The organism is Vibrio sp. Vb339 (assembly GCF_902751245.1).
In the GTDB taxonomy this organism is placed as follows: Bacteria; Pseudomonadota; Gammaproteobacteria; order Enterobacterales; family Vibrionaceae; genus Vibrio; species Vibrio coralliirubri.
In genome coordinates this window covers 541,117-560,209 of the sequence record NZ_CADDIS010000002.1, presented here as the reverse complement: position 1 = coordinate 560,209, position 19,093 = coordinate 541,117, and the positions used below count along the sequence as shown (strand labels likewise).

Annotated in this window: 16 protein-coding genes; 6 read left to right on the top strand and 10 right to left on the bottom strand. The window is 44.2% G+C overall.

Annotation, left to right across the window (positions count from 1 at the left end):
• The 3 genes from HRQ85_RS11290 to HRQ85_RS11280 form a co-directional block, all read right to left on the bottom strand.
• Positions 1 to 1,098: a 4-oxalomesaconate tautomerase gene (locus HRQ85_RS11290; protein WP_172379643.1), complete on the bottom strand. Its 1,098-nt coding sequence runs from the start codon at positions 1,096 to 1,098 to the stop codon at positions 1 to 3.
• The gene (locus HRQ85_RS11285; RefSeq protein WP_172379642.1) at positions 1,091 to 1,768 is read right to left on the bottom strand and encodes a 4-carboxy-4-hydroxy-2-oxoadipate aldolase/oxaloacetate decarboxylase; all 678 of its coding nucleotides are present in this window, start codon (positions 1,766 to 1,768) and stop codon (positions 1,091 to 1,093) included. Before HRQ85_RS11285 ends, HRQ85_RS11290 begins: the two co-directional genes overlap by 8 nt.
• An 89-nt stretch (positions 1,769 to 1,857) precedes the next feature.
• Positions 1,858 to 2,871, bottom strand: coding sequence for an amidohydrolase family protein (locus HRQ85_RS11280; RefSeq protein WP_050621175.1), 1,014 nt, complete (start codon positions 2,869 to 2,871; stop codon positions 1,858 to 1,860).
• 251 nt (positions 2,872 to 3,122) lie between these two features.
• Between HRQ85_RS11280 and HRQ85_RS11275 the strand changes: the two genes are divergently transcribed.
• Both HRQ85_RS11275 and aroQ read left to right on the top strand, forming a co-directional pair.
• Positions 3,123 to 3,962 (top strand): shikimate dehydrogenase family protein, encoded by an 840-nt coding sequence (locus HRQ85_RS11275; RefSeq protein ID WP_253918854.1) that lies wholly within the window; start codon positions 3,123 to 3,125, stop codon positions 3,960 to 3,962.
• A 23-nt stretch (positions 3,963 to 3,985) separates the two neighbouring features.
• The gene (gene aroQ, locus HRQ85_RS11270) at positions 3,986 to 4,429 is read left to right on the top strand and encodes a type II 3-dehydroquinate dehydratase (RefSeq protein WP_172379641.1); all 444 of its coding nucleotides are present in this window, start codon (positions 3,986 to 3,988) and stop codon (positions 4,427 to 4,429) included.
• A gap of 343 nt (positions 4,430 to 4,772) precedes the next feature.
• Here the strand turns inward: aroQ and HRQ85_RS11265 are convergent, their stop codons facing one another.
• The 6 genes from HRQ85_RS11265 to HRQ85_RS11240 all read right to left on the bottom strand — a co-directional run bounded on the left by HRQ85_RS11265 (position 4,773) and on the right by HRQ85_RS11240 (position 11,554).
• On the bottom strand, positions 4,773 to 6,596 hold the full coding sequence (locus HRQ85_RS11265; protein WP_172379640.1) for a bifunctional sugar phosphate isomerase/epimerase/4-hydroxyphenylpyruvate dioxygenase family protein: 1,824 nt from the start codon (positions 6,594 to 6,596) through the stop codon (positions 4,773 to 4,775).
• A gap of 9 nt (positions 6,597 to 6,605) precedes the next feature.
• Positions 6,606 to 7,676 carry a Gfo/Idh/MocA family protein gene (locus HRQ85_RS11260; protein WP_172379639.1) on the bottom strand — a complete coding sequence of 357 codons (1,071 nt, stop codon included), beginning with the start codon at positions 7,674 to 7,676 and terminating at the stop codon, positions 6,606 to 6,608.
• 58 nt (positions 7,677 to 7,734) lie between these two features.
• Positions 7,735 to 8,667 (bottom strand): AEC family transporter, encoded by a 933-nt coding sequence (locus tag HRQ85_RS11255; protein WP_172379638.1) that lies wholly within the window; start codon positions 8,665 to 8,667, stop codon positions 7,735 to 7,737.
• A gap of 15 nt (positions 8,668 to 8,682) precedes the next feature.
• Positions 8,683 to 9,948: a TRAP transporter large permease gene (locus HRQ85_RS11250; protein WP_172379637.1), complete on the bottom strand. Its 1,266-nt coding sequence runs from the start codon at positions 9,946 to 9,948 to the stop codon at positions 8,683 to 8,685.
• Between the two features lie 9 nt (positions 9,949 to 9,957).
• Positions 9,958 to 10,452: a TRAP transporter small permease gene (locus HRQ85_RS11245; RefSeq protein ID WP_172379636.1), complete on the bottom strand. Its 495-nt coding sequence runs from the start codon at positions 10,450 to 10,452 to the stop codon at positions 9,958 to 9,960.
• Positions 10,453 to 10,555: 103 nt separating this feature from the next.
• Entirely contained in the window at positions 10,556 to 11,554 is a 999-nt protein-coding gene (locus HRQ85_RS11240; RefSeq protein ID WP_050621285.1) for a TRAP transporter substrate-binding protein, read from the bottom strand.
• Positions 11,555 to 12,005: 451 nt separating this feature from the next.
• On the opposite strand from HRQ85_RS11240, the gene HRQ85_RS11235 reads away from it, so the two are divergent.
• From HRQ85_RS11235 to HRQ85_RS11220, 4 genes are all read left to right on the top strand, one after another.
• On the top strand, positions 12,006 to 13,217 hold the full coding sequence (locus HRQ85_RS11235) for a LysR family transcriptional regulator (protein WP_052878527.1): 1,212 nt from the start codon (positions 12,006 to 12,008) through the stop codon (positions 13,215 to 13,217).
• A 174-nt stretch (positions 13,218 to 13,391) separates the two neighbouring features.
• Positions 13,392 to 14,336: a DUF1932 domain-containing protein gene (locus HRQ85_RS11230; RefSeq protein WP_253918853.1), complete on the top strand. Its 945-nt coding sequence runs from the start codon at positions 13,392 to 13,394 to the stop codon at positions 14,334 to 14,336.
• A 187-nt stretch (positions 14,337 to 14,523) separates the two neighbouring features.
• Entirely contained in the window at positions 14,524 to 15,477 is a 954-nt protein-coding gene (locus HRQ85_RS11225) for a Gfo/Idh/MocA family oxidoreductase (protein WP_172379635.1), read from the top strand.
• A 108-nt stretch (positions 15,478 to 15,585) separates the two neighbouring features.
• Positions 15,586 to 16,611: an aldo/keto reductase gene (locus HRQ85_RS11220; RefSeq protein WP_253918852.1), complete on the top strand. Its 1,026-nt coding sequence runs from the start codon at positions 15,586 to 15,588 to the stop codon at positions 16,609 to 16,611.
• A 182-nt stretch (positions 16,612 to 16,793) separates the two neighbouring features.
• On the opposite strand, the gene HRQ85_RS11215 is transcribed toward HRQ85_RS11220, so the two are convergent.
• Entirely contained in the window at positions 16,794 to 18,617 is a 1,824-nt protein-coding gene (locus tag HRQ85_RS11215) for a M4 family metallopeptidase (protein WP_172379634.1), read from the bottom strand.
• Between the last annotated feature and the right edge of the window lie 476 nt (positions 18,618 to 19,093).

Below are 19,093 nucleotides of genomic sequence, written 5' to 3'. Positions count from 1 at the left end.
TTACTGGTGTCCAAACACTGTGCCATCAAACAGTTTTCGCGCAGTGCGAAGAATGGCAGCTGATTGAACTTGGTTGTTTTTGATATCTAAAACCACACTCATTTTTCCAATAGGATGTTCTACATCCAGAGCAACTTTCACGCTGGTTTCAGTTTGTGTAGCGAGTTGTTCTACCTGGCTCGATGAGTTGATTTGAGCAAGTTGTTTTGCTGGAGCGTTATCGAGTATGCAAGCACTGGCAACACTAACCGCGCCTAGTACACCGATAGAAGCATGGCAACGGTGAGGGATGAATGTGCGAGTAGAGATTGCGCCGCCATATTGAGGCTCGCTGACCAAAGACATCTTAGGGACAGAGAGCTCAGAAACATCACCAAGGTTCATTAATGGACCAGCTTGAAGCCGTATAGACTCCAAACGCTGTTTTAAAGCTTGGTTATTGTCGAGTTGTTCACGTGATTCGTCACCTGTGATGCCGAGATCTTTCGCACACATCACAACAACTGGCATTCCGTTATCAATTAAAGTGACATCGATACCGTCAATTGTATCAATAACATTTCCTGACGGAATTAACGCACCACATGTTGAGCCAGCAGTATCTTCAAAAGTTACCGCAATTGGCGCTGATGAAGAGGGCACGCCATCGATATGGCAGTCGCCTTGATAGGTCACTTGTTTGTTTGGGGTTTGAACTTCTACCGTAGCGATTTGCTGTGTGTTTTCCATGAAGATACGAACTGATGTAGTTCCTTCTTTGGCTTCAACTAACCCACGCTCGATAGCAAAAGGAGCGACCCCTGCAAGGATGTTTCCACAGTTTTGTTTGCTGCTAACCAATGCTTGGTCGACAAACACTTGTAGAAATAGGTAGTCGATGTCTACATGCTCTCGACTCGATGGTTCAACGATCGCGACCTTAGATGTTAGAGGGTCAGCCCCTCCTATACCATCGATCTGGCGTTCATCTGGCGAGCCCATCACCGACAGCAAAAATGCATCGCGTTCAGAAGAGTTGATAGGTAAATCATCTTTCAGAAAGTAGGCGCCTTTTGAGGTGCCAGCTCTCATCCACATGCATGGCGCTTGATTAGACATACTTCAGGCCTTTTTCTTCTAATCGACCACGCATGTCATAGATGTCTAGACCAAGCTCACCATTCGCTAGGCGAACGCGTTTAGCTTCTTCGTGCTCCATACGCTCTAGTGACGCATGCAGTACTTGTTCAGCCTCTTCACGGCGAACCACAACCACTCCGTCTTCGTCTGCGACCATGATGTCACCAGGATTAATGATTTCTTCTGCACACGTCATCTGAACATTGACTGAACCTAGCGTTTCTTTGATGGTACCTTGGCTAAATACGGCTTTTGACCACACAGGAAAATTCATTTCGCGTAAGTCACGAGTATCACGAACACCGCCTTCAATGATTAAGCCAACCACACCACGTGCCTGTGCTGACGTTGCTAATAAATCACCGAAGAAGCCGTGGTTTGAAGGTGAAGTAGGGGCGAACACCAAAAAGTCCCCCGCTTTCGCTTGCTCGATGGCAACGTGCATCATCCAGTTGTCGCCAGCAGCTCCTGAGATTGTTAGCGCTGAACCTGCAACGGCGTCACCTTGAAAAATAGGGCGTATGTAATCGGCCAATAAACCACGGCGACCTTGTGATTCATGAATGGTTGCTACGCCACATTTGCGTAAGCCTTCAATGATCTCTTTGTCTGCACGTTTAATGTGTTGAACAACGATGTTCTGACTCATGATGAATTCCTTTTGCTCTTTGCTTATGCTTCTTTTTTTTTAGAGAAAGTTTGTTTGAAGTGCCCATTCTTAAAATGGGCAGAGTGGCATTAAGATGTTTTTAGTCGGCTGAATACGCGACGAGCGTTGCCCTCAAAAATCATCGATTTCTCTTCGGCCGTGACCTTGTCACTGGCATCAATATAGCGTTTCGTGTCGTCATAGTAGTGGCCCGTCTCTGGGTCAACACCGCGCACTGCGCCAATCATTTCTGAAGCGAACAAGATGTTCTTCGCTGGCAAGATATCAAGCAGTAGGTCGATGCCTTTCTGGTGATAAACGCAAGTATCAAAGTAGATATTGTTCAACACGGTTTCTTCAAGCGGTGGCAATCCCATATCTTGCGCGATACCGCGGAAACGACCCCAGTGATAAGGTACTGCGCCACCACCGTGTGGGATGATGATTTTCAACTCAGGGAAGTCTTTGAACACGTCAGACGTCATTAATTGTTGGAAAGCCGTCGTGTCTGCGCCCAAGTAATACGAAGTTGTGGTGTGCAGACATGAGTTACAAGAGCCGCTTACATGGATCATTGCGGGTACGTCTAGCTCTACCAGTTTTTCATACAGAGGGTAGAAAGCACGATCGCCCAAAGAGGCATCTTTCCAAAAGCCACCCGTTGTATCTGGGTTCAAGTTACAGCCGATGAAGTCCATCTCTTCAACACAGCGAACCAACTCAGAAACCGATTTTGAAGGGTCAATGCCTGGTGATTGCGGCAGTTGAGCAACCGGTGCAAAGTTTTGAGGGAAAAGGTCGCACACACGACGAATAAGATCATTTTGATGTTCTGTCCAAAAGCGGCTCGTGTGCTCATTGCCGATGTGATGTCCCATCCAGCTTGCTCGAGGAGAGAAAATCGTTAAATCCGTACCACGTTCTTTCTGTAAACGAAGTTGATTATTTACGATACTTTCGCGAATCTCATCGTCTGAAATGTGAATTGAACCTTTGCTACCAATGTGGTTTGGGTTTTCAGCTAGCGCCGCTTTTTGGCTTTCGCGGTAGTCGCCCACCTGAGGTGGTGTGGTTGTGTAGTGTCCATGGCAGTCGATAATCATCTCGGCAGTCCTTTGTTGTTTTTGTTGCTAACAACTATAACGACCAAGGCTTATTCTCGACTATTTCAATTTATTTCGAAGGTATAAGATTTTGAGATAGAGAGCTGCAATGACGGCAACGAAAAAGCGATATTCCATATGGGTTGGTGCCATAGAAAATAAAAAATGAATAGGTGTTGAATAAAAGTGATTAGCGTTGAATAACGTGATTCTGGTAGCTTTAAATAAAATTCCGAAGAAGGTGAAGTGAAATGATTAATTGTCGACTTATTGGTGCCAATATTGATAAATCCAAGTCACCCGAGTTCCATAACCTATTAGCGGAACAACTTAATATAGAGCTCGATTATCAATTAAGCCCATTAGAGAGTGGAGACATATTCGATTTTCGAGCGCATTCATCTCAAATGGAAGAAAGCAATATTCACGCTACTAATGTGACTTATCCCTATAAAGAGATGGCGGTTCAAGTGGCTGACTTTTTGGATACGTCAGCGAAAATAGTTGAAGCATCCAATACATTAGTTTTTCGCCCAGAAGGTACGTTTGCTTACAACACAGATTTCTCTGGCTTTATTAATGCCTACAATGTTTTTCGGCATTGTAAGCCCGGTAAAACAGTGCTTATAGGCTGTGGCGGTGTGGGTAAAGCGGTGGCTTCGGCTCTAACAGAATTAGAAGCAGAACATATCGCGCTTTATGACCGTGATACCGAAAAAATGCATGGTTTAGCTCAGCTGTTAGAAAAAAGAAATGTTAAGGTAACTTGTCTTACAGAGACAACGTTAGAGCAGCACGTTAGAGAGGCGGATGGCATTCTTAATTGCACTCCAATAGGGCATTACAAGACACCGGGCATACCTATCTCAAGTCATTGGATAGAGAACCAGATGTGGGTATTTGACGCTGTGTACACGCCAATTGAAACTGAATTTATCAAAGCTGCGATGGGGGCGAACCTCGCGGTTTTAACTGGCTTTGAACTGTTTTTTCATCAAGCGGTTGATGCGTTTCAACTGTTCACCGACCGTGAATTAACACCCCAAGAGCTATCTCAATTTCGTCAAAATCAATTTTCAAATCCCGTCTAAGGATAGAAGTAAGGAAAGGAACAATGAAAAAATTATTAGTGTTGAATGGACCAAACCTAAACCTATTAGGAACTCGCGAGCCTCAGCAATATGGTCATGAAACACTGGCAGACGTAGAAGAAAACTGCCGCAAGTTAGCCGCTAAATATGATTGCGAAGTCGAATGCTTTCAAAGTAACACCGAAGGTCAGTTGATCGATGCCGTGCACAAAGCCGGTCGTGAATTTACTGCCGGTGAATGCGTAGGCGTGGTATTCAACCCAGGCGCTTACACGCACACATCAATAGCTTTGCATGACGCAATCAAAGGCGTCGATGTTCCTGTTATTGAAGTGCATATCTCAAATGTTCACGCGCGCGAAGCATTTCGTCATCACTCTTACATCTCGCCTGTAGCCGCAGGCACAGTGATTGGTATGGGAACTAAAGGTTACGGCTTAGCCATTCAGTTCTTATTAGACGACTAATACCTCTAATCAACATAAGCAGCAAAATTGAGCCTCTAGCATCGCTAGGGGCTTTTTTACGGCTTGGTTTTCTGAAGTAGGGTAAAACACAGTGCACTCGACTGCATCGGGATGAGTGCACTAAGAAGCTCTTGCCCAAAAACTTGTTAGCCCTTCTACAAGCCCATGAACTAAAAACACCAGAACCTAGACAAAAAAAGCTGCACTTACCGAATATGAGTAAAGTGCAGCAAAGCTCAAGAAGAAAAATAGCAAGTTAAGTAAGTTAATATATCTGCTGCCATACAAGTGAGGTTGTATCCAACGGATATATTTGGTGAAAAAAGTTAGGTAACAATGCCTGTTAGAACTGATTCGCTTGTGACGCTAGACGAATGAACGCGTTAGTCTCGCCGTATTTGCTGTAGTCTCCTACGCGTTGAACGACTTCGAAGAACAAGCCATTGATCTCTTTGGTGTAGAAATGGAAGAAGCTGCCTGTTTCGTCTTCCGTGTACAGAATGTTGTTTTCACTTAGGCGTTGAATCAACTCATCGGGTAAATCAAATTGCGCTTGAATATCCAAGTAGTAATTATTTGGGATCTTCAACTGATAGATAGGAGAGAGATCCTGAACCGCTAAGAAGATGTCTTTACACTCCATGGCAATTTGGTTGATGCTTGCACCATTAGAGTCATTCAAGAAACGTTGAGCAGAGGTTTGCTTAGCACTGGTGCTGTTCAATGCAATCTTGATCTTACTGTTAGCGCTCTTGATGGTGCGGCTAGTGATTAGGCCATTCACATCTGGCAAGTCAAAGCTCTCTTCAGGTACAAAGCCGAAGATAGATTTATAGAAGAACAGGTTAGACAGCAGTGCGTCAGGCGCTACAACTTGACCCATGTGGTCAATGCGAGTGAAGTTGTCATCCATCGATGCTTGGTCCAGGACCGGTTCAAAATCTACTTCATAGAACTTCGATGCTTCGTTCTCTTCAAGAAGGTGAATCAGCAAGTTGCCAGAGCTTTTGAGAGTAGGGATATCTAGTTCATTCTCTTGACGTGTTTGATGAATGGTTGGGCTGTTGTAACGGCTCGCTAATTCAACAAGACGGCTTGAATCTTCAGTGATAACGCCGAGCGCGCATACCGATTCACCATGACCTTCACGGTAATTTTGCGCGTTTGAATTCTTCTCGTAGTTGAATATAAAGTTGATGTCACCGCGTTGGTATAAATCAACATTCTTACTCTTATGGCAATGAGTCTTTTTGAAGCCTAGAGACTCAATCACATCCGAGAAAGGGTTGTTCTCACGCTCTTTAACTGCGAATTCAATAAAGCTGAGGTCGTGGATCTTAGGTGCATTGAACGCGTCGTTAGTTTGATCTTCTAGCCATTTCAAAGAACGCACACCATCGATCGCTTTCTCGATTGGCGCTGATGAACGGAACTCATCGTTAAAGACTTCATGGGATAAATAGTCGTTGTAGCCTTTGTCTTTAAGCGCTTTTACGAAATCGATAACTGGGAAGTCACCTTGGCCAGGAAAACAACGATAGTGGCGGCTGTATTGAAGAATATCCATCTGCATTTTTGGTGCATCGGCCACTTGAACCAGAGCGATTTTATCGACTGGAATATCGTTCTTCAACGTATCCAATGTGTTTCCGCGTGCAAACATGTGAAAGGTGTCGAGAACCACACCAAGGTTAGGGTGGTCGACTGTTTTCACTAGGTTCCAAGCGTCATCATAATCGGCAATGTGGCGACCCCATGCTAGAGCTTCATAGCCTAATTGCATGTCTTCACGCTTTGCCAGTTCTGCTAATGCGTATAAATCTTCAGCACACTGTGCAACGTTTGGAGATGACTGAGGATGCACGTTACTGCACATCATTAAACGGCAGGTGCCTAGCTGGTGGGCGAGGTCCATCTTGCGCTCAAGCATGCTGTACTTTTTTTGGCGGAGGTGAGCTGGCATGCCTTCCATGTCGCGAAAAGGTTGCAGTACAAGAATCTCTAAGCCAAGGCTGTCTGCGATGCGTTTAACGTCAGAAGCGGAACCGCGGTATTGAGTGAGGTCATTCTCAAAGATCTCAATAGCTTGAAAGCCCGCTTTAGCGGCAGCATGCATTTTTTGTTCTAGCGTGCCAGACAAGCACACAGTCGCGATTGAATATTTCATGGTGGCTCCTTACTTAAGCTGCGGTGTTACATCTTGAACGGGTACGTATTGTTCTGTTTCACAGGCTTTGATGATCGCGTCGATAACCAATAGATTTTGTAGGCCATCCCAAATGCTGACTTTTGGTGTTTGCTCTTCGCCTCGAATCAATGCGCAGAAGTGTTCAAGCTGACGTTTTAGAGGATCTTCACGGTGAATCTCTTCTTTGCGCTCAAGCATTTCGTTCCACCATGATGGCGTGACGTCTTTCGCGAATGATTTCACCTGCATAGTTGGTATAGAAAGGGAGCCATTGGTGCCCGCTACGTGGTAGCAATCTTCGGTTTCGTACGTCGCGTAAGACTTGTTCTCTTGTGAGGTTTGTTCCCAGCTGCGTGGGCTTGCTGAAGCGTCAGACAATAGGAAAGAGCCTAGTGTGCCGTTTTCAAAGCGCAGAGAGATGACTGTTGTGTCTTCGACTTCAAAGTCACGTGCACTGCTCGAGCTCATCGCCTGAACACCGACAATATCGCCAACAAGGTGACGCAGGTTGCCTATCTCGTGAATCATGTTGATAAGGATAGGGCCGCCGCCTTTTACTTTGCGCCAGTCGCCTTCATTAAAGTAGTAATCTGGCTTGTAAAATGCCGCACTGCCCATTATAGAAACCAGTTTGCCCAGCTCACCGCTGTCGATGATCTTTTTAGCGGTTTCTAAAAGCGGGCTATAAGCGCGGTGATGGCCAACCAGGATTTTACTGTTCTCATGTTTTGCATGCTTCAATAACTCAACCGCATCTTCGATAGAATCTGTCACTGGTTTTTCGACTATAGCTGCCACACCAGCGGCAATGCATTCGTGTGTCTGCAGAGCGTGTAACTTATTTGGGGTCGCGAGGATCACACCCTCTGGCTTTGCATCGGAAAACAGCTCTTCTAAGCTCTCATAAACGGGCACACCGTAATCATCGGCAATCTCTTTCGCTGCAGGGAACGGGTCAACGATAGCAGCCAGTTCGCATTGTTCATTTTCAACAATGAGTTTGATGTGTGTTTTCCCGATTAAGCCTGCTCCAGCAACAGCAATTTTAACTTTTTCCATGTTTAAGACCTTATGAGTGAACGTTTTGGTTATTGTTATTTGAGTTATGAGTTATGAGTTATGAGTTATGAGTTATGAGCGAAACAACGATAGACAAGGTAAATCCAGAGGCCAGCGTCGTTATAATCAATGTGTTTGCACAGAAGTTTTGTTGCTTATAAATCCCGCCAAGAATGGGGTAGATAGAGAGCATTGGTGATGCACAAAAGATAAGCAGTACATATTTTAAATCTCCTTCTACCGGCCAGACCAAAAGTAAGCCAAGCGCAATAATGGGGAAGCAAACCAATTTGATGCTAGTAACCAGCGCAATGCGTGATTTTTGGTTTAGCACCAGTGATTGCCCCAAAATTCCACCAATCGCAAACAATGCTAAAGCGACTGAGGTTTTGGCGAGAATGCCAACGCTTTCTCCAATCACGACTGGGAGCTGAATACCTAACAGGTTGATGCTCAGTGCCAAGGTGATCGAAACGATGATTGGATTCTTTCTTAGCCTGTTTCCAATCTCGATAAGTTGATCTTTGAGCGATGAGTCGGTTTCATTCGAGAACTCCAGTAACACCAAACACACAGGAATAAACACGAGATTTTCAATCAACACGCTCATTAGAAACGCTTCCGCGTACTGACCATCAAAAATCGACAACACGATAGGGAAGCCTATGAATGCACTGTTTGGCATCCCGCTACCTAGAGCATTGATGAAGCAATCTTGCCACTTCAACTTCATGATTAATCGGCTATACAACACTGCGATGCTCATACACAGCAACCCGCCTACGGCATAGATCAACATGTAGTTTTTGTTGATCGCTTCGCTCAAATCTAACTGAGTGACACTGCCAAAAATGACCGCAGGAAGTGAGATATAAAGAACGAATTTGCTTACGTCGCCGATGAAATGGCGAGAGAAAAAGCCATTTTTAGTCGTGAGAAAGCCTGCCGCGACAATCAGTATCAGCGGCAGCAATATTTCATATACAGACATGGTTTTGTGTGTGCTCTAGTATCCGAATAGCTGTGGCAAGAACAGCACGCTTTGCGGAACAAAAGTGATGAAGAACAACACCAATACTTCAAGTAGGAACAGTGGAATCACTTGCTTAGAAATCGCGGCGATTCCGACCTTGGATATGGTGTTGGACACAAACAGACAAATTCCCATTGGTGGTGTAATCAAGCCAATCATTAGGTTGAAGATAACCACGATACCGAAGTGAACAGGGTCGATACCAAAGCTCATCGCAATCGGGTGGAATATTGGGATAAGAATCAGCATTGCAGCAATGCCTTCGAGGAATAACCCAACGACCAGCAAGATAACGTTCACCATAATCAAAAACATGATTGGGTCGCTGATGCTGCCTAAAATCTGTTGGCTGATGAATTGAGGAACGCGAGAGAAAGTAAGAATCCAGTTCGCTACAGATACAACGGCAATCAGGATCAAGACAATTGAAGAGTCGCGCATTGAACGCATAAACACTTCTGGTAGGTCGCTGAAACTCAGAGATTTATACACGAACATACCAACCAGTAGCGCATAGAAAGCTGCGAACGCTGCTGCTTCAGTTGGCGTCACAATACCCATCAAGATTGAACCAAGGATGAAGATTGGCATTGTTAGCGGAATAAACGCCTTTACCAATGCTTTACGGCGGCTTTGACGAACCACGTTGCTTTTTATGTTGTGACGAGTCGCGTAAATAAACACGAAAATAGACAGAGCAACTGCAGACAATACGCCAGGAACAATGCCTGCTAAGAATAGGGCAGGGACAGATACGCCACTCGCTATAAGCGCATAAATGATCACTGGAATACTTGGCGGAATCATCGGCCCAATAACCGAAGATGCTGCCGTTAACGCTGAAGAAAACTCTTTGCTGTAGCCTTCTTTTTCCATTTGAGGAATAAACACGCGGCCAAGTGCTGATGTATCAGCGACTGCAGAGCCTGAGATACCAGCAAACATCACTGAAGACCAGATATTCACTTGAGCTAAGCCGCCACGGAAGTGACCCACTAATGCGTTAGCGAAATCGATGATACGGCTGGTGATACCACTCTTGTTCATTAGCTCACCCGCAAGAACAAACAGAGGAACCGCAAGGATAGAGTAAGAATCCAAACCACTAAAAATACGTTGAGCTATTAGGCTGATAGAGATGGGAGTACTAGAGACGTAGAACGACATCGCCAAGATGATGCTGAATACGAGAGGAATACCAAAAATTAGCATGGATCCCATTAAGGCAATTGAAGGCATAACGATTCCTTATACGTCGCTTTGGATAGCTTGAGTTCTTGTGGATACACGCGCTGATTTCACGTGCTGAATTAAACGCAGTGTAGCGGCTATAAACAGGCAAGCGCCGCCAACAATCAATGCTGATTGGAAGTAGTGCATAGGGACTCCAATACCAGCTGACTCAATGCCTCCGCGTTTGATCACAAATAGGTACGCTGAGTAAGTCCAGATCACCGAACATAACAAAACAGATAGGTCGACAATGACTTCCAGCGTTTTTTGAAATGCTTTTGATTTGACTGAATCAAGAACAGAAAATTTGATGTGTAAGCCTTCTAAATAACACAATGATGTAGCGAACATAACGCCATAAATCATTGAGTATTTGCTTAGCTCCTCGCCCCATAGGATAGAGGTATTAAAAAAGTAACGGCTGATTGTGGTGATCAACATCACTGCAAACAAATTGAAGAGTGAAGCCCCTGCGAGAATCGCAAGTAGCTTTTTATATTGCTCAATCATGTTCCCTGTCTCCTTGGGAAGAGTCGTTATACATCAGAGGTATAACGACTCATTTCTTATAAGTACTGCTGTAGGGTTTTTGTATTGATTATTCGGTTATGAATTAGTTAGTCGCGGTTTCTACTGCGTCTAGTGCATCATCAATCCATTTTGAATCGATAGTGCCTGATAACCATTTGATCACAGCGGGCTGCGTCTTATCGCGGAATTGTTTCTGTTGCTCTGGCGTTAGCGAAGTAATCTTCATGCCTTTTTGAGCAAGTACTTCTAAGCCTTCTGCTGAATTCACTTGCTGAATAGCTCGACCTACTGTACCTGCAACTTTTGCAGCGCGATCAATGATTGCTCGGTCTTCGGCATTCAAAGATGTGTAGAAATCGTCATTCATTAATAGGAAATCAGTGCCATAAACGTGACCGTCTAGAGTGATGTATTTTTGAAGTTCATAGAATTTGTTCGCGTTGATTACGCTGACAGGGTTTTCCTGTCCGTCGATAACGCCAGTAGTTAGAGCAGCAGGAACTTCAGGGAATGCAATAGGTGTAGGCTCTGCATCCAATGACTTCATCATTTCAACGTAAAGTGGTGTGGTCATTACACGGATTTTAAGACCGTTTAAGTCTTGCGGTGTAGTGATTTCACGCTTTGAGTTTGTGAAATGGCGGAAACCTGTTTCGCCATAAGCGAGGTTGCGTAGACCCGTCGTTTTCAAACATTGGTCATTCAACTTTTGACCAAACTCACCATCTAGCACTTCCCAAGCAATAGGAGCTGAAGGGAACAGGTAAGGGATTTCTAGTACGTTAGCTTCCTTACAAAGCTTAGAGTAGGCACCAGAAACCATAGTCATGGTTAACATACCTTCTTGAGTCGACTGAAGTAGCTCTGTCTCGCCACCAAGTTGACCTGAAGGGTAGATATTTACATTAATTCGACCACCAGATTCAGCCTCTACAAGGTTCTTGAAAACCTGTGTTGCAGCGCCTTTCTTAGAGATCGTCCAATCTTGTGAATCTACATGCCCAATAGTGATGTCCAGAGCAGCAGCAGAACCTGCATATGCAAGCGATAGAGCGAGTGTAAGTTTAGTTATTGTTTTCATTTGTGAACCTCCTGTTTCTACGTCGATAAAGTTATCACCTAAAATTAACAACCGATAATTCATATAGTGAAAGTGTTATTCAATTTTGAGATAACATTAACTATTCGTGTTGGGGTTACAGTTTGATATTCCATTTGCATTGCGCTATAAAACAGTGGGTTACTAATATATAGCTGTGGGTTATGTATTAAAAAAGGGGATTGAAAATGAATTTTTGTGTATTTCTTTTTTGGAGAATGAAGTCACATCTTTACGTTGGTGGAGTTACATTTTATCTACATTAACTCACAGATTTCAGCTTTTCTGCTGGAAGAGTATTCAAAAAATGTGCTGAATGTGTTCGATAGTTGACGGGGTTTAAATGTTGTATTTAGCACCGTTTTTGAAGTTGCTGTTTGCATTTGGAATTTGAATGTAAATGGCAGTTTGACAGCACTTTTGAGGCGATAACATGTTAAATATTCCAAACTTGAGACACCTAAGAGCGATATCAGAAGTGGTGAATACTGGAAGCATTAGCAAGGCTTCGGAAGTGGTGTTTTTGTCTCAGCCCGCTATCACACAAGCGATAGCGAAACTGGAAAAAAACATTCATAGTGAGCTGTTCGAACGTACCACCGATGGCATGAAACCGACCGAACAAGGAGAAGCGTTTTCATTTCGAATTGAACGTGCGTTGGAGTACATCAGTAAAGGCATTACTGATTCGCTAAAAGTCGCGAAAGGCCAGCGAAAAAGCAGCGTTCAGCGCTATTTATTCAATATAACAACCACTCAATTGAAAGCATTGATCGCGGTTTCTAACGGTCAAAGCTTTACTGAAGCCAGTCGTATTTTGGAAGTGTCGCAGTCGTCAGTGTATCGTGCATCTAAAGATCTTGAAGAGATCCTTGGTATCACTTTATTCGAAAAAAACAGCACGGGTATTACGATTAGTAAGGCTGGTAGCGCTCTGGTGATGTCGAGCAAATTAGCCTTCGTAGAAATCAAGCAAGGTATCGAAGAGGTTGGCTTATTGAGTAACCGCCATAACAGTGTGATTACGGTTGGCTGTTTGCCTCTTGCTCGTACATGTTTACTACCAAACACCATCAATGAGTTTTCTCGTAAGTTCCCTGATTGCCAAATTCATGTGATCGACGGCCCGTATCAAGACTTGCTCAATCACTTACGCCACGGTGAGCTAGATATCCTAATTGGTGCGCTGCGTTTCCCATCACCGAGCACCGATATTCGCCAAGAAACTCTGTTTCAATCACATAACAAAATCCTCTCTAGAAACGATCACCCACTGAGCTTGAAAGAGCAAATAACACTTGATGATTTACAAGGTTCGAGTTGGGTTGTATCTAATGTAAACACGCCTGGACGCAGAATGTTTGAAGACATTTTTACGTCTCAGGAACGTGATGTACCTACTCGAATTGTTGAGGCAAGCTCGCAGATGTTGGTAAGAGAACTGCTTTTAGGCAGCGATCGATTAACGATCCTCTCTCAGCACCAGATTACTCGCGAACTTGAAGAGGGGCACTTCACCATTCTGCCATTTGATTGCAAAAAGCAGTCGCGCCCAATCGGTTTAACCATGCGGAAGAACTGGTTTGCTACCTCGGTTCAAAACCATTTTCTAACGTTGTTACGTGAGAAAGGTGTACAGCTTTAGTTATTCTCAGTTGAGTTCAATTCGGCTTGTTTTGTTTTCTGTTTGGCTTTCTATTTTCAACTTAAATCATGACACTCAAGTGCGATCTAAAAGTGAAGGCATTTTTTCAAAATTGAATACCCCTTATATTTATTTGATTATCGCCCTGTAGATGCCAATGCTAAGGTAACTGTCATGAAAAACGCAGATAAGTTGGCAGGTAAAAAGAGAATTATGGCGACGATAACAAGAGCTGCGTTCATTGGTTTTGGTGAAGCTGCACAAGCATTTTTGGTGTGCTGGGGTGATAAAGCACCAGAAGTGATCAGTGGATTCGATATCAAAAGTAACCATGCACAGCACCGCGAAAGCATTCTCCTTGAATACATAAAGCATGGCGTTCAAGGTGCATTTGAAGCCCACGAGGCGATAAATGGTGCTGAGTTAGTCTTTTCACTGGTGACGGCCGATCAAGCCGAAGCCGTTGCAAAAAACGTAGCGAAAACATTTACGCCCAAACAGATATTCTTGGACTGTAATTCATGTTCACCCCAAGTAAAACAAAGGAATGCTGAGCTTATTGAAGCATGTGGTGCAAGCTACCTTGATGTTGCAATTATGGCCCCGGTGTTGGGAAGAACATCTGCAATCCCATTGTTGATCTCTGGAAAAAAAGCATTAGAGATTGAACCGCTACTGACCACACTTGGCTTCAACGTTGAAGTGGTGTCTGACCAAGTGGGTGAGGCATCATGCATCAAAATGATTCGTTCTGTGATGGTAAAAGGGCTTGAAGCTCTCACTACGGAATGTTTGTTGGCAGCGCGTAAAGCGGGGGTTGAAAATCATGTGCTCGAATCACTTAGTACAACGTATCCAGCTCTGCCATTGAACGATCTCGGCCAATATCACTTGGAACGTATGTTATCTCATGGGGAGCGACGTTCCAACGAGCTTAAAGAGGTATCTAACACCTTAAGCGAACTAAATTTGAATGGCTCGATGGTGAACGGTGCGATGGAGTGGCATAGCGCACTCGGCAAGATGCCGGTCGAATATCAAGGGCAAGACCTATCTACACTGAGTGATTTGGTATTAGGGCAGTTGGCCAATACTCGAACTCGCGCAGTGAATGAATAACGGGACAACCAAAAAATCGAACATCTCAGCAAGCGAATGTTGTTATTAGCTGAATGAAGAACTGGGTTAAACGTAGAAGCCATCGATTATTAAGCAATTAAGTAATTCATTAAGTAATCAAACATTAAGTAAAAAGCATTAAGCAACACCGGCCAAACAGGGCGGGTATCAAATTAAAGGAATGAATATGAACGTATGTGTTGTGGGCGCGACAGGTGCCTTTGGACGTAAACACTTGGATGCTATCCGTGAAATTGAAGGCGTTCGCGTAACTGCGATGGTTTCTCCTGAGCAAGATAAGCTTGATCTACTGATCACAGAGTATGGTCATGATTCAAAGGGCTTTACCAATCTATCTGACGCACTTGTACTTGATGAAGTGGAAGCAGTAATTCTTGCTACGCCAACACAAATGCATGCAGCACAAGCGATTGAATGTATGGAAGCAGGCAAACATGTTTTGGTTGAAATCCCAATGGCGGACAACATCGAAGACAGCTACCGCGTGGTAGAAGCGCAGAAGAAATCTGGCAAAATCGCAATGGCTGGCCACACTCGTCGTTTCAACCCAAGCCATCAATGGATTCAAAACAAGATTGCTGCCGGCGAACTTCATATCCAGCAGATGGACGTTCAAACGTACTTTTTCCGCCGCACAAACACCAACGCTAAAGGTGAAGCTCGTTGTTGGACCGATCACCTGCTTTGGCACCATGCTTGTCACACTGTTGATCTTTTCCAATACCAAACCGGTGAACAGGCAACAAAACTTCAAGCACTTCAAGGTCCAGTTCACCCAGACTTGGGTATCGCAATGGACATGAGCATTGGTATGAAAGTGCCATCAGGTGCAATTTGTACGCTGTCACTGTCATTCAACAATGATGGCCCTTTTGGTACGTTTTTCCGTTACATCTGTGAAGAGGGCACTTACCTAGCGCGTTATGATGACCTGTATGACGGCAAAGAAAACCCTATCTCACTAGAGGGTGTTGCGGTTTCTAATAATGGTATTGAGCTTATCGACCGCGAATTCTTCGATGCAATCAAAACGGGTCGTGAGCCAAATTCGAGTGTGGCGAGCTGCCTTCCTGCAATGGAAACATTAGACAAGCTTGAACAGTTACTTGAAGCTGAATAATTAAAAGCTGAGTAGCAAGTTAACGCTCAGTAGTGACTTAAAGAAGAACCGTTCTTTAAAGTCGTATTGGTTCCACAGTTGGTATTTTTAGCAGTAAAAGGATAAACGATGATGGCTAGTATTGGTGGGCAGACATTAGCGCCAGTGGCTTTAGGGTGTATGAACTTGTCGCATGCTTATGGCACTCCACCGCAGAAATTGGATGGCATTAAGTTACTCAATCAAGCATTGGATTTGGGCTATAACATGCTCGACACGGCTGCCTTGTATGGCTTTGGTGCGAATGAATCACTGTTAGCTGAGGTTGTTGATCATCGTCGTCATGAGTTTTTCCTCGCCAGTAAATGTGGAATGTTCAAAGGGCCTGATGGCAAGCGAGCGATTGATGGGCAGCCAGAAACCATTCGCAAAACGTGTGAAGATTCACTACAGCGTTTGAATACTGACGTTATTGATTTGTACTACCTGCATCGATGGGATAAAAGTGTTCCGATTGAAGAGAGTATTGGTGAACTTTCTCGTTTGGTGGAAGAAGGTAAGATCAAGCACATAGGTTTGTCAGAAGTTTCTGCCGACACCATCGCCAAAGCAAACGCGGTTCATAAGATAGCAGCCGTGCAATCGGAATATTCGCTCTGGTCACGTAATCCAGAAATCGCGGTAATCGAGCAATGCCAAAAGATAGATGCGACCTTTGTGTCGTTTAGCCCTGTTGGTCGCGGTATGTTGACGGGCGAAGTGAAAGATAATCAATTTGTCGCTGGTGATATTCGCTTAGCCATGCCACGTTTCTCTGATGAATACTTCGAGTCTAATTTGTCTTTAGTACGACAGTTTGAGTCTGTGTTGCCGATGTTTGCAGAAGAGAATGGCTTTTCGATTAATGACAATCGCGGTTCAACTCCGACTCTGGCACAACTGGCGTTAGCTTGGACTTTGAAAAAAGCGCCGAACTCTATTGCATTGCCGGGCACTACAAGCCTTCAACACTTAGAAGAGAACTGGAATGCACAACAGCTATCAGTTTCTGATGAATTGCTGCGCGTGATAGACGGTATCATTCCTCAAAACAAGATAGCTGGTGGACGTTATAACGCGGCAACTCAACGTGAGATTGATACTGAAGAGTTCTAATCACTACTCGATGATTAGTTGTACCTTACTAGCTTTATCTTACTTGTAGTATCAATGACAACTTATCCAATAAACCTCCGGTCACGCCTACGTAACCGGAGGTTTTTTATTTCAAGACCTAATAGGCAAAACAGTTTGGCCTTGTTGCTTTCCATTTAACGCGGTTCGCTTTTTACTCTAACTCAATCTAAACGCAACGTTAGGCCAGAGTAGTTCGAGTATCCGCGCAGTAACACATGATAGGTGACACCCGGTTGCGCGCTCACACTGCACTGCTCATTGTTTCCAGCGCGATAAGGGCGACAATCGTAACTTGATGTCGTTGGCTTGCTGCCTGATTTCACGTAAAGGTCGGCATCACCTGAACCGCCAGATATTGAAACTGTCACGCTTGATGCAGAATCAACAGTGAAGGTGTAGAAGCTCTCTGAGGATTGGTTTCCGCTTAGGTTTGCAATCGGTGTGCCTTTCGTCAGTACATTGCCAGTTGGAGGTGTGACACCACAGCTTGCATTCACGCCTACCGTGTTAAAAGCATCTTCAACATCGGCAACCACATAACCCATGTCTGCTGCGGCTTTCGCTACACCACACGCACCGGCATCAAAGGTACTGTTTGCTGTCCAATACAGTTGGTTTGCGACTGTGAATATTTCAAACCCCTTACGTACATTCCAACCCGATTTGTTCGCTAAAAGGTAAAAGGCGCGGTTATAAACACCGCTAGACAAGTGAACGTTCAAACCATCGTAGTATTCAGAGGCATGGTCAATCGAGCGGCCATCTTTTGATGGTTGGTCAAAGTAACGCAAACCACCTTCCGATTTGAATATGTCGCTACCGACAATCCAATCCACATTGCCACGCAAATAGTATTCAGCCGCTTCGCCTGCAATATCGGAGAAGGCTTCATTGATGCCGCCCGACATGTTTCGGTACACAAGGCCGGAGTTCTGCTCTGTGAACCCGTGGCTGACTTCGTGAGCACTCACGTTAATATCGACCAATGGATAGAAGGTGCTGCCACCATCGCCAAAGGTCATTGATGAACCATTCCAAAATGCATTCTCGTAATTCGAGCTGTAGTGAACACGCATCGTCAGCTGAAAGGTTAAAGGCGATGTGTTCATCCACTCTTTGTACATATCGAATACGACATTACCAAAATAGTGCGCATCGTTAAGAGGCGAGTAAGCCCCGTTAATGTATTTATGATCGGTGTAGTTAGTTCCGTCGGCACAGTTGTAGCTGTAGGCTGCGCTGCCAGAGGTTCCATGATTTAAGTTGACCGTCTTGACCGAATCGTTTTCTAACGTACAAGTTGTGCCTGTTTTGTCGATAGGAAAGCTAGGGAAGTCACTGCCATATTCATATCGAGTGGTTTTGAGGTTGCCACCGGGGCCAGTACCTAATGCTTTAGCGTGGTTTAGCCCATTCCATTTTTGGAGGACATCGCCAGTCGTGGCATCAATAAAGTAGAAAGGGCGCTCTGGCATTGAGGACGCGATAAAGAAATCGACCAGATACACCACTTGGGCGGTTTGGTTCTCGTCCAATCTCACCATCAGTTTCGCGTTTTTATTTTCAATCGACTTTTTGCCGACGGTAAACGTGCGGTGAGCGGAGAGAGCAGCTTCAATTGCTTGTTCCTGATTCAGCTTTGGCGCGATGCTGGATAAGTCACCACTGATCCCCTGTGCCATTGAACCGAATACCTGAGTGGGTTGGTTCTTGGAAAGGGTAGCGACAACCGAAGTGTCAAAGACGGGTAAACCTAAGTGAGTTTGTTGATAGCGGACTTTGGTTTTTCCATTGGGCAATACCACCCGTTTAACTTCAGAAAAACCTAATTCTAGTGGGGCAACACTCTTCGACTGCGCGATGAGGCTCTGTTGGAGTAATGCATCATCATCGACCCTGACCATTTCTGCAGCGTGTGCATTAAAGCCAAAAGACGTACCTAGAATAGCTGCTATTTTCCAGCTTAGTTGACGTTGTTGGTTCATTTTTCGTTCCTGATTTTAATATAAACTCCTTCTTCCCAACGGCTTTATAGGAAGTCTATATGCAACACGCTAATGCCATGTGTTGCGAATCAAGATTGGAAGAGCATTTCGGCTTATGACAAGTTTTTTAGGGAGATTGAATTTTAGAGTATGTAATTCAAAGTTTACAAAAAAACTTATTGATCAAATTGTTTTTATAAAATCTAATTTTATTATTTATCGTAACTCGATGATGAGATGGAAGTTATTAAAATCCGCTTTGTTTGAATCTATAGAATAACTTTATCTACGTTAACTTCAATATTTCTCAGTTTTTACCTTAATTACAAATGAGCAAATAACCGAGTTTTTGGAAGTAGGGATATTGTCTTTATTATCAATAGCGAGTGTGTTTTAACAACATTGTAACCCATTGTTTTCATCTTTTATCTAATAGCAGTTAAGCGTCTGATTTTAATTGACAGTATCGTATGCTT

Coding starts and splice junctions, on each gene's coding strand:
- HRQ85_RS11280 (WP_050621175.1), bottom strand. CDS start 2,871: ATGATTATCGACTGCCATGGACACTACACAACCACACCACCTCAGGTG.
- HRQ85_RS11230 (WP_253918853.1), top strand. CDS start 13,392: ATGAAAAACGCAGATAAGTTGGCAGGTAAAAAGAGAATTATGGCGACG.
- HRQ85_RS11265 (WP_172379640.1), bottom strand. CDS start 6,596: ATGAAATATTCAATCGCGACTGTGTGCTTGTCTGGCACGCTAGAACAA.
- HRQ85_RS11235 (WP_052878527.1), top strand. CDS start 12,006: ATGTTAAATATTCCAAACTTGAGACACCTAAGAGCGATATCAGAAGTG.
- HRQ85_RS11255 (WP_172379638.1), bottom strand. CDS start 8,667: ATGTCTGTATATGAAATATTGCTGCCGCTGATACTGATTGTCGCGGCA.
- HRQ85_RS11290 (WP_172379643.1), bottom strand. CDS start 1,098: ATGTCTAATCAAGCGCCATGCATGTGGATGAGAGCTGGCACCTCAAAA.
- HRQ85_RS11245 (WP_172379636.1), bottom strand. CDS start 10,452: ATGATTGAGCAATATAAAAAGCTACTTGCGATTCTCGCAGGGGCTTCA.
- HRQ85_RS11240 (WP_050621285.1), bottom strand. CDS start 11,554: ATGAAAACAATAACTAAACTTACACTCGCTCTATCGCTTGCATATGCA.
- HRQ85_RS11275 (WP_253918854.1), top strand. CDS start 3,123: ATGATTAATTGTCGACTTATTGGTGCCAATATTGATAAATCCAAGTCA.
- HRQ85_RS11215 (WP_172379634.1), bottom strand. CDS start 18,617: ATGAACCAACAACGTCAACTAAGCTGGAAAATAGCAGCTATTCTAGGT.
- HRQ85_RS11250 (WP_172379637.1), bottom strand. CDS start 9,948: ATGCCTTCAATTGCCTTAATGGGATCCATGCTAATTTTTGGTATTCCT.
- aroQ (WP_172379641.1), top strand. CDS start 3,986: ATGAAAAAATTATTAGTGTTGAATGGACCAAACCTAAACCTATTAGGA.
- HRQ85_RS11285 (WP_172379642.1), bottom strand. CDS start 1,768: ATGAGTCAGAACATCGTTGTTCAACACATTAAACGTGCAGACAAAGAG.
- HRQ85_RS11220 (WP_253918852.1), top strand. CDS start 15,586: ATGATGGCTAGTATTGGTGGGCAGACATTAGCGCCAGTGGCTTTAGGG.
- HRQ85_RS11260 (WP_172379639.1), bottom strand. CDS start 7,676: ATGGAAAAAGTTAAAATTGCTGTTGCTGGAGCAGGCTTAATCGGGAAA.
- HRQ85_RS11225 (WP_172379635.1), top strand. CDS start 14,524: ATGAACGTATGTGTTGTGGGCGCGACAGGTGCCTTTGGACGTAAACAC.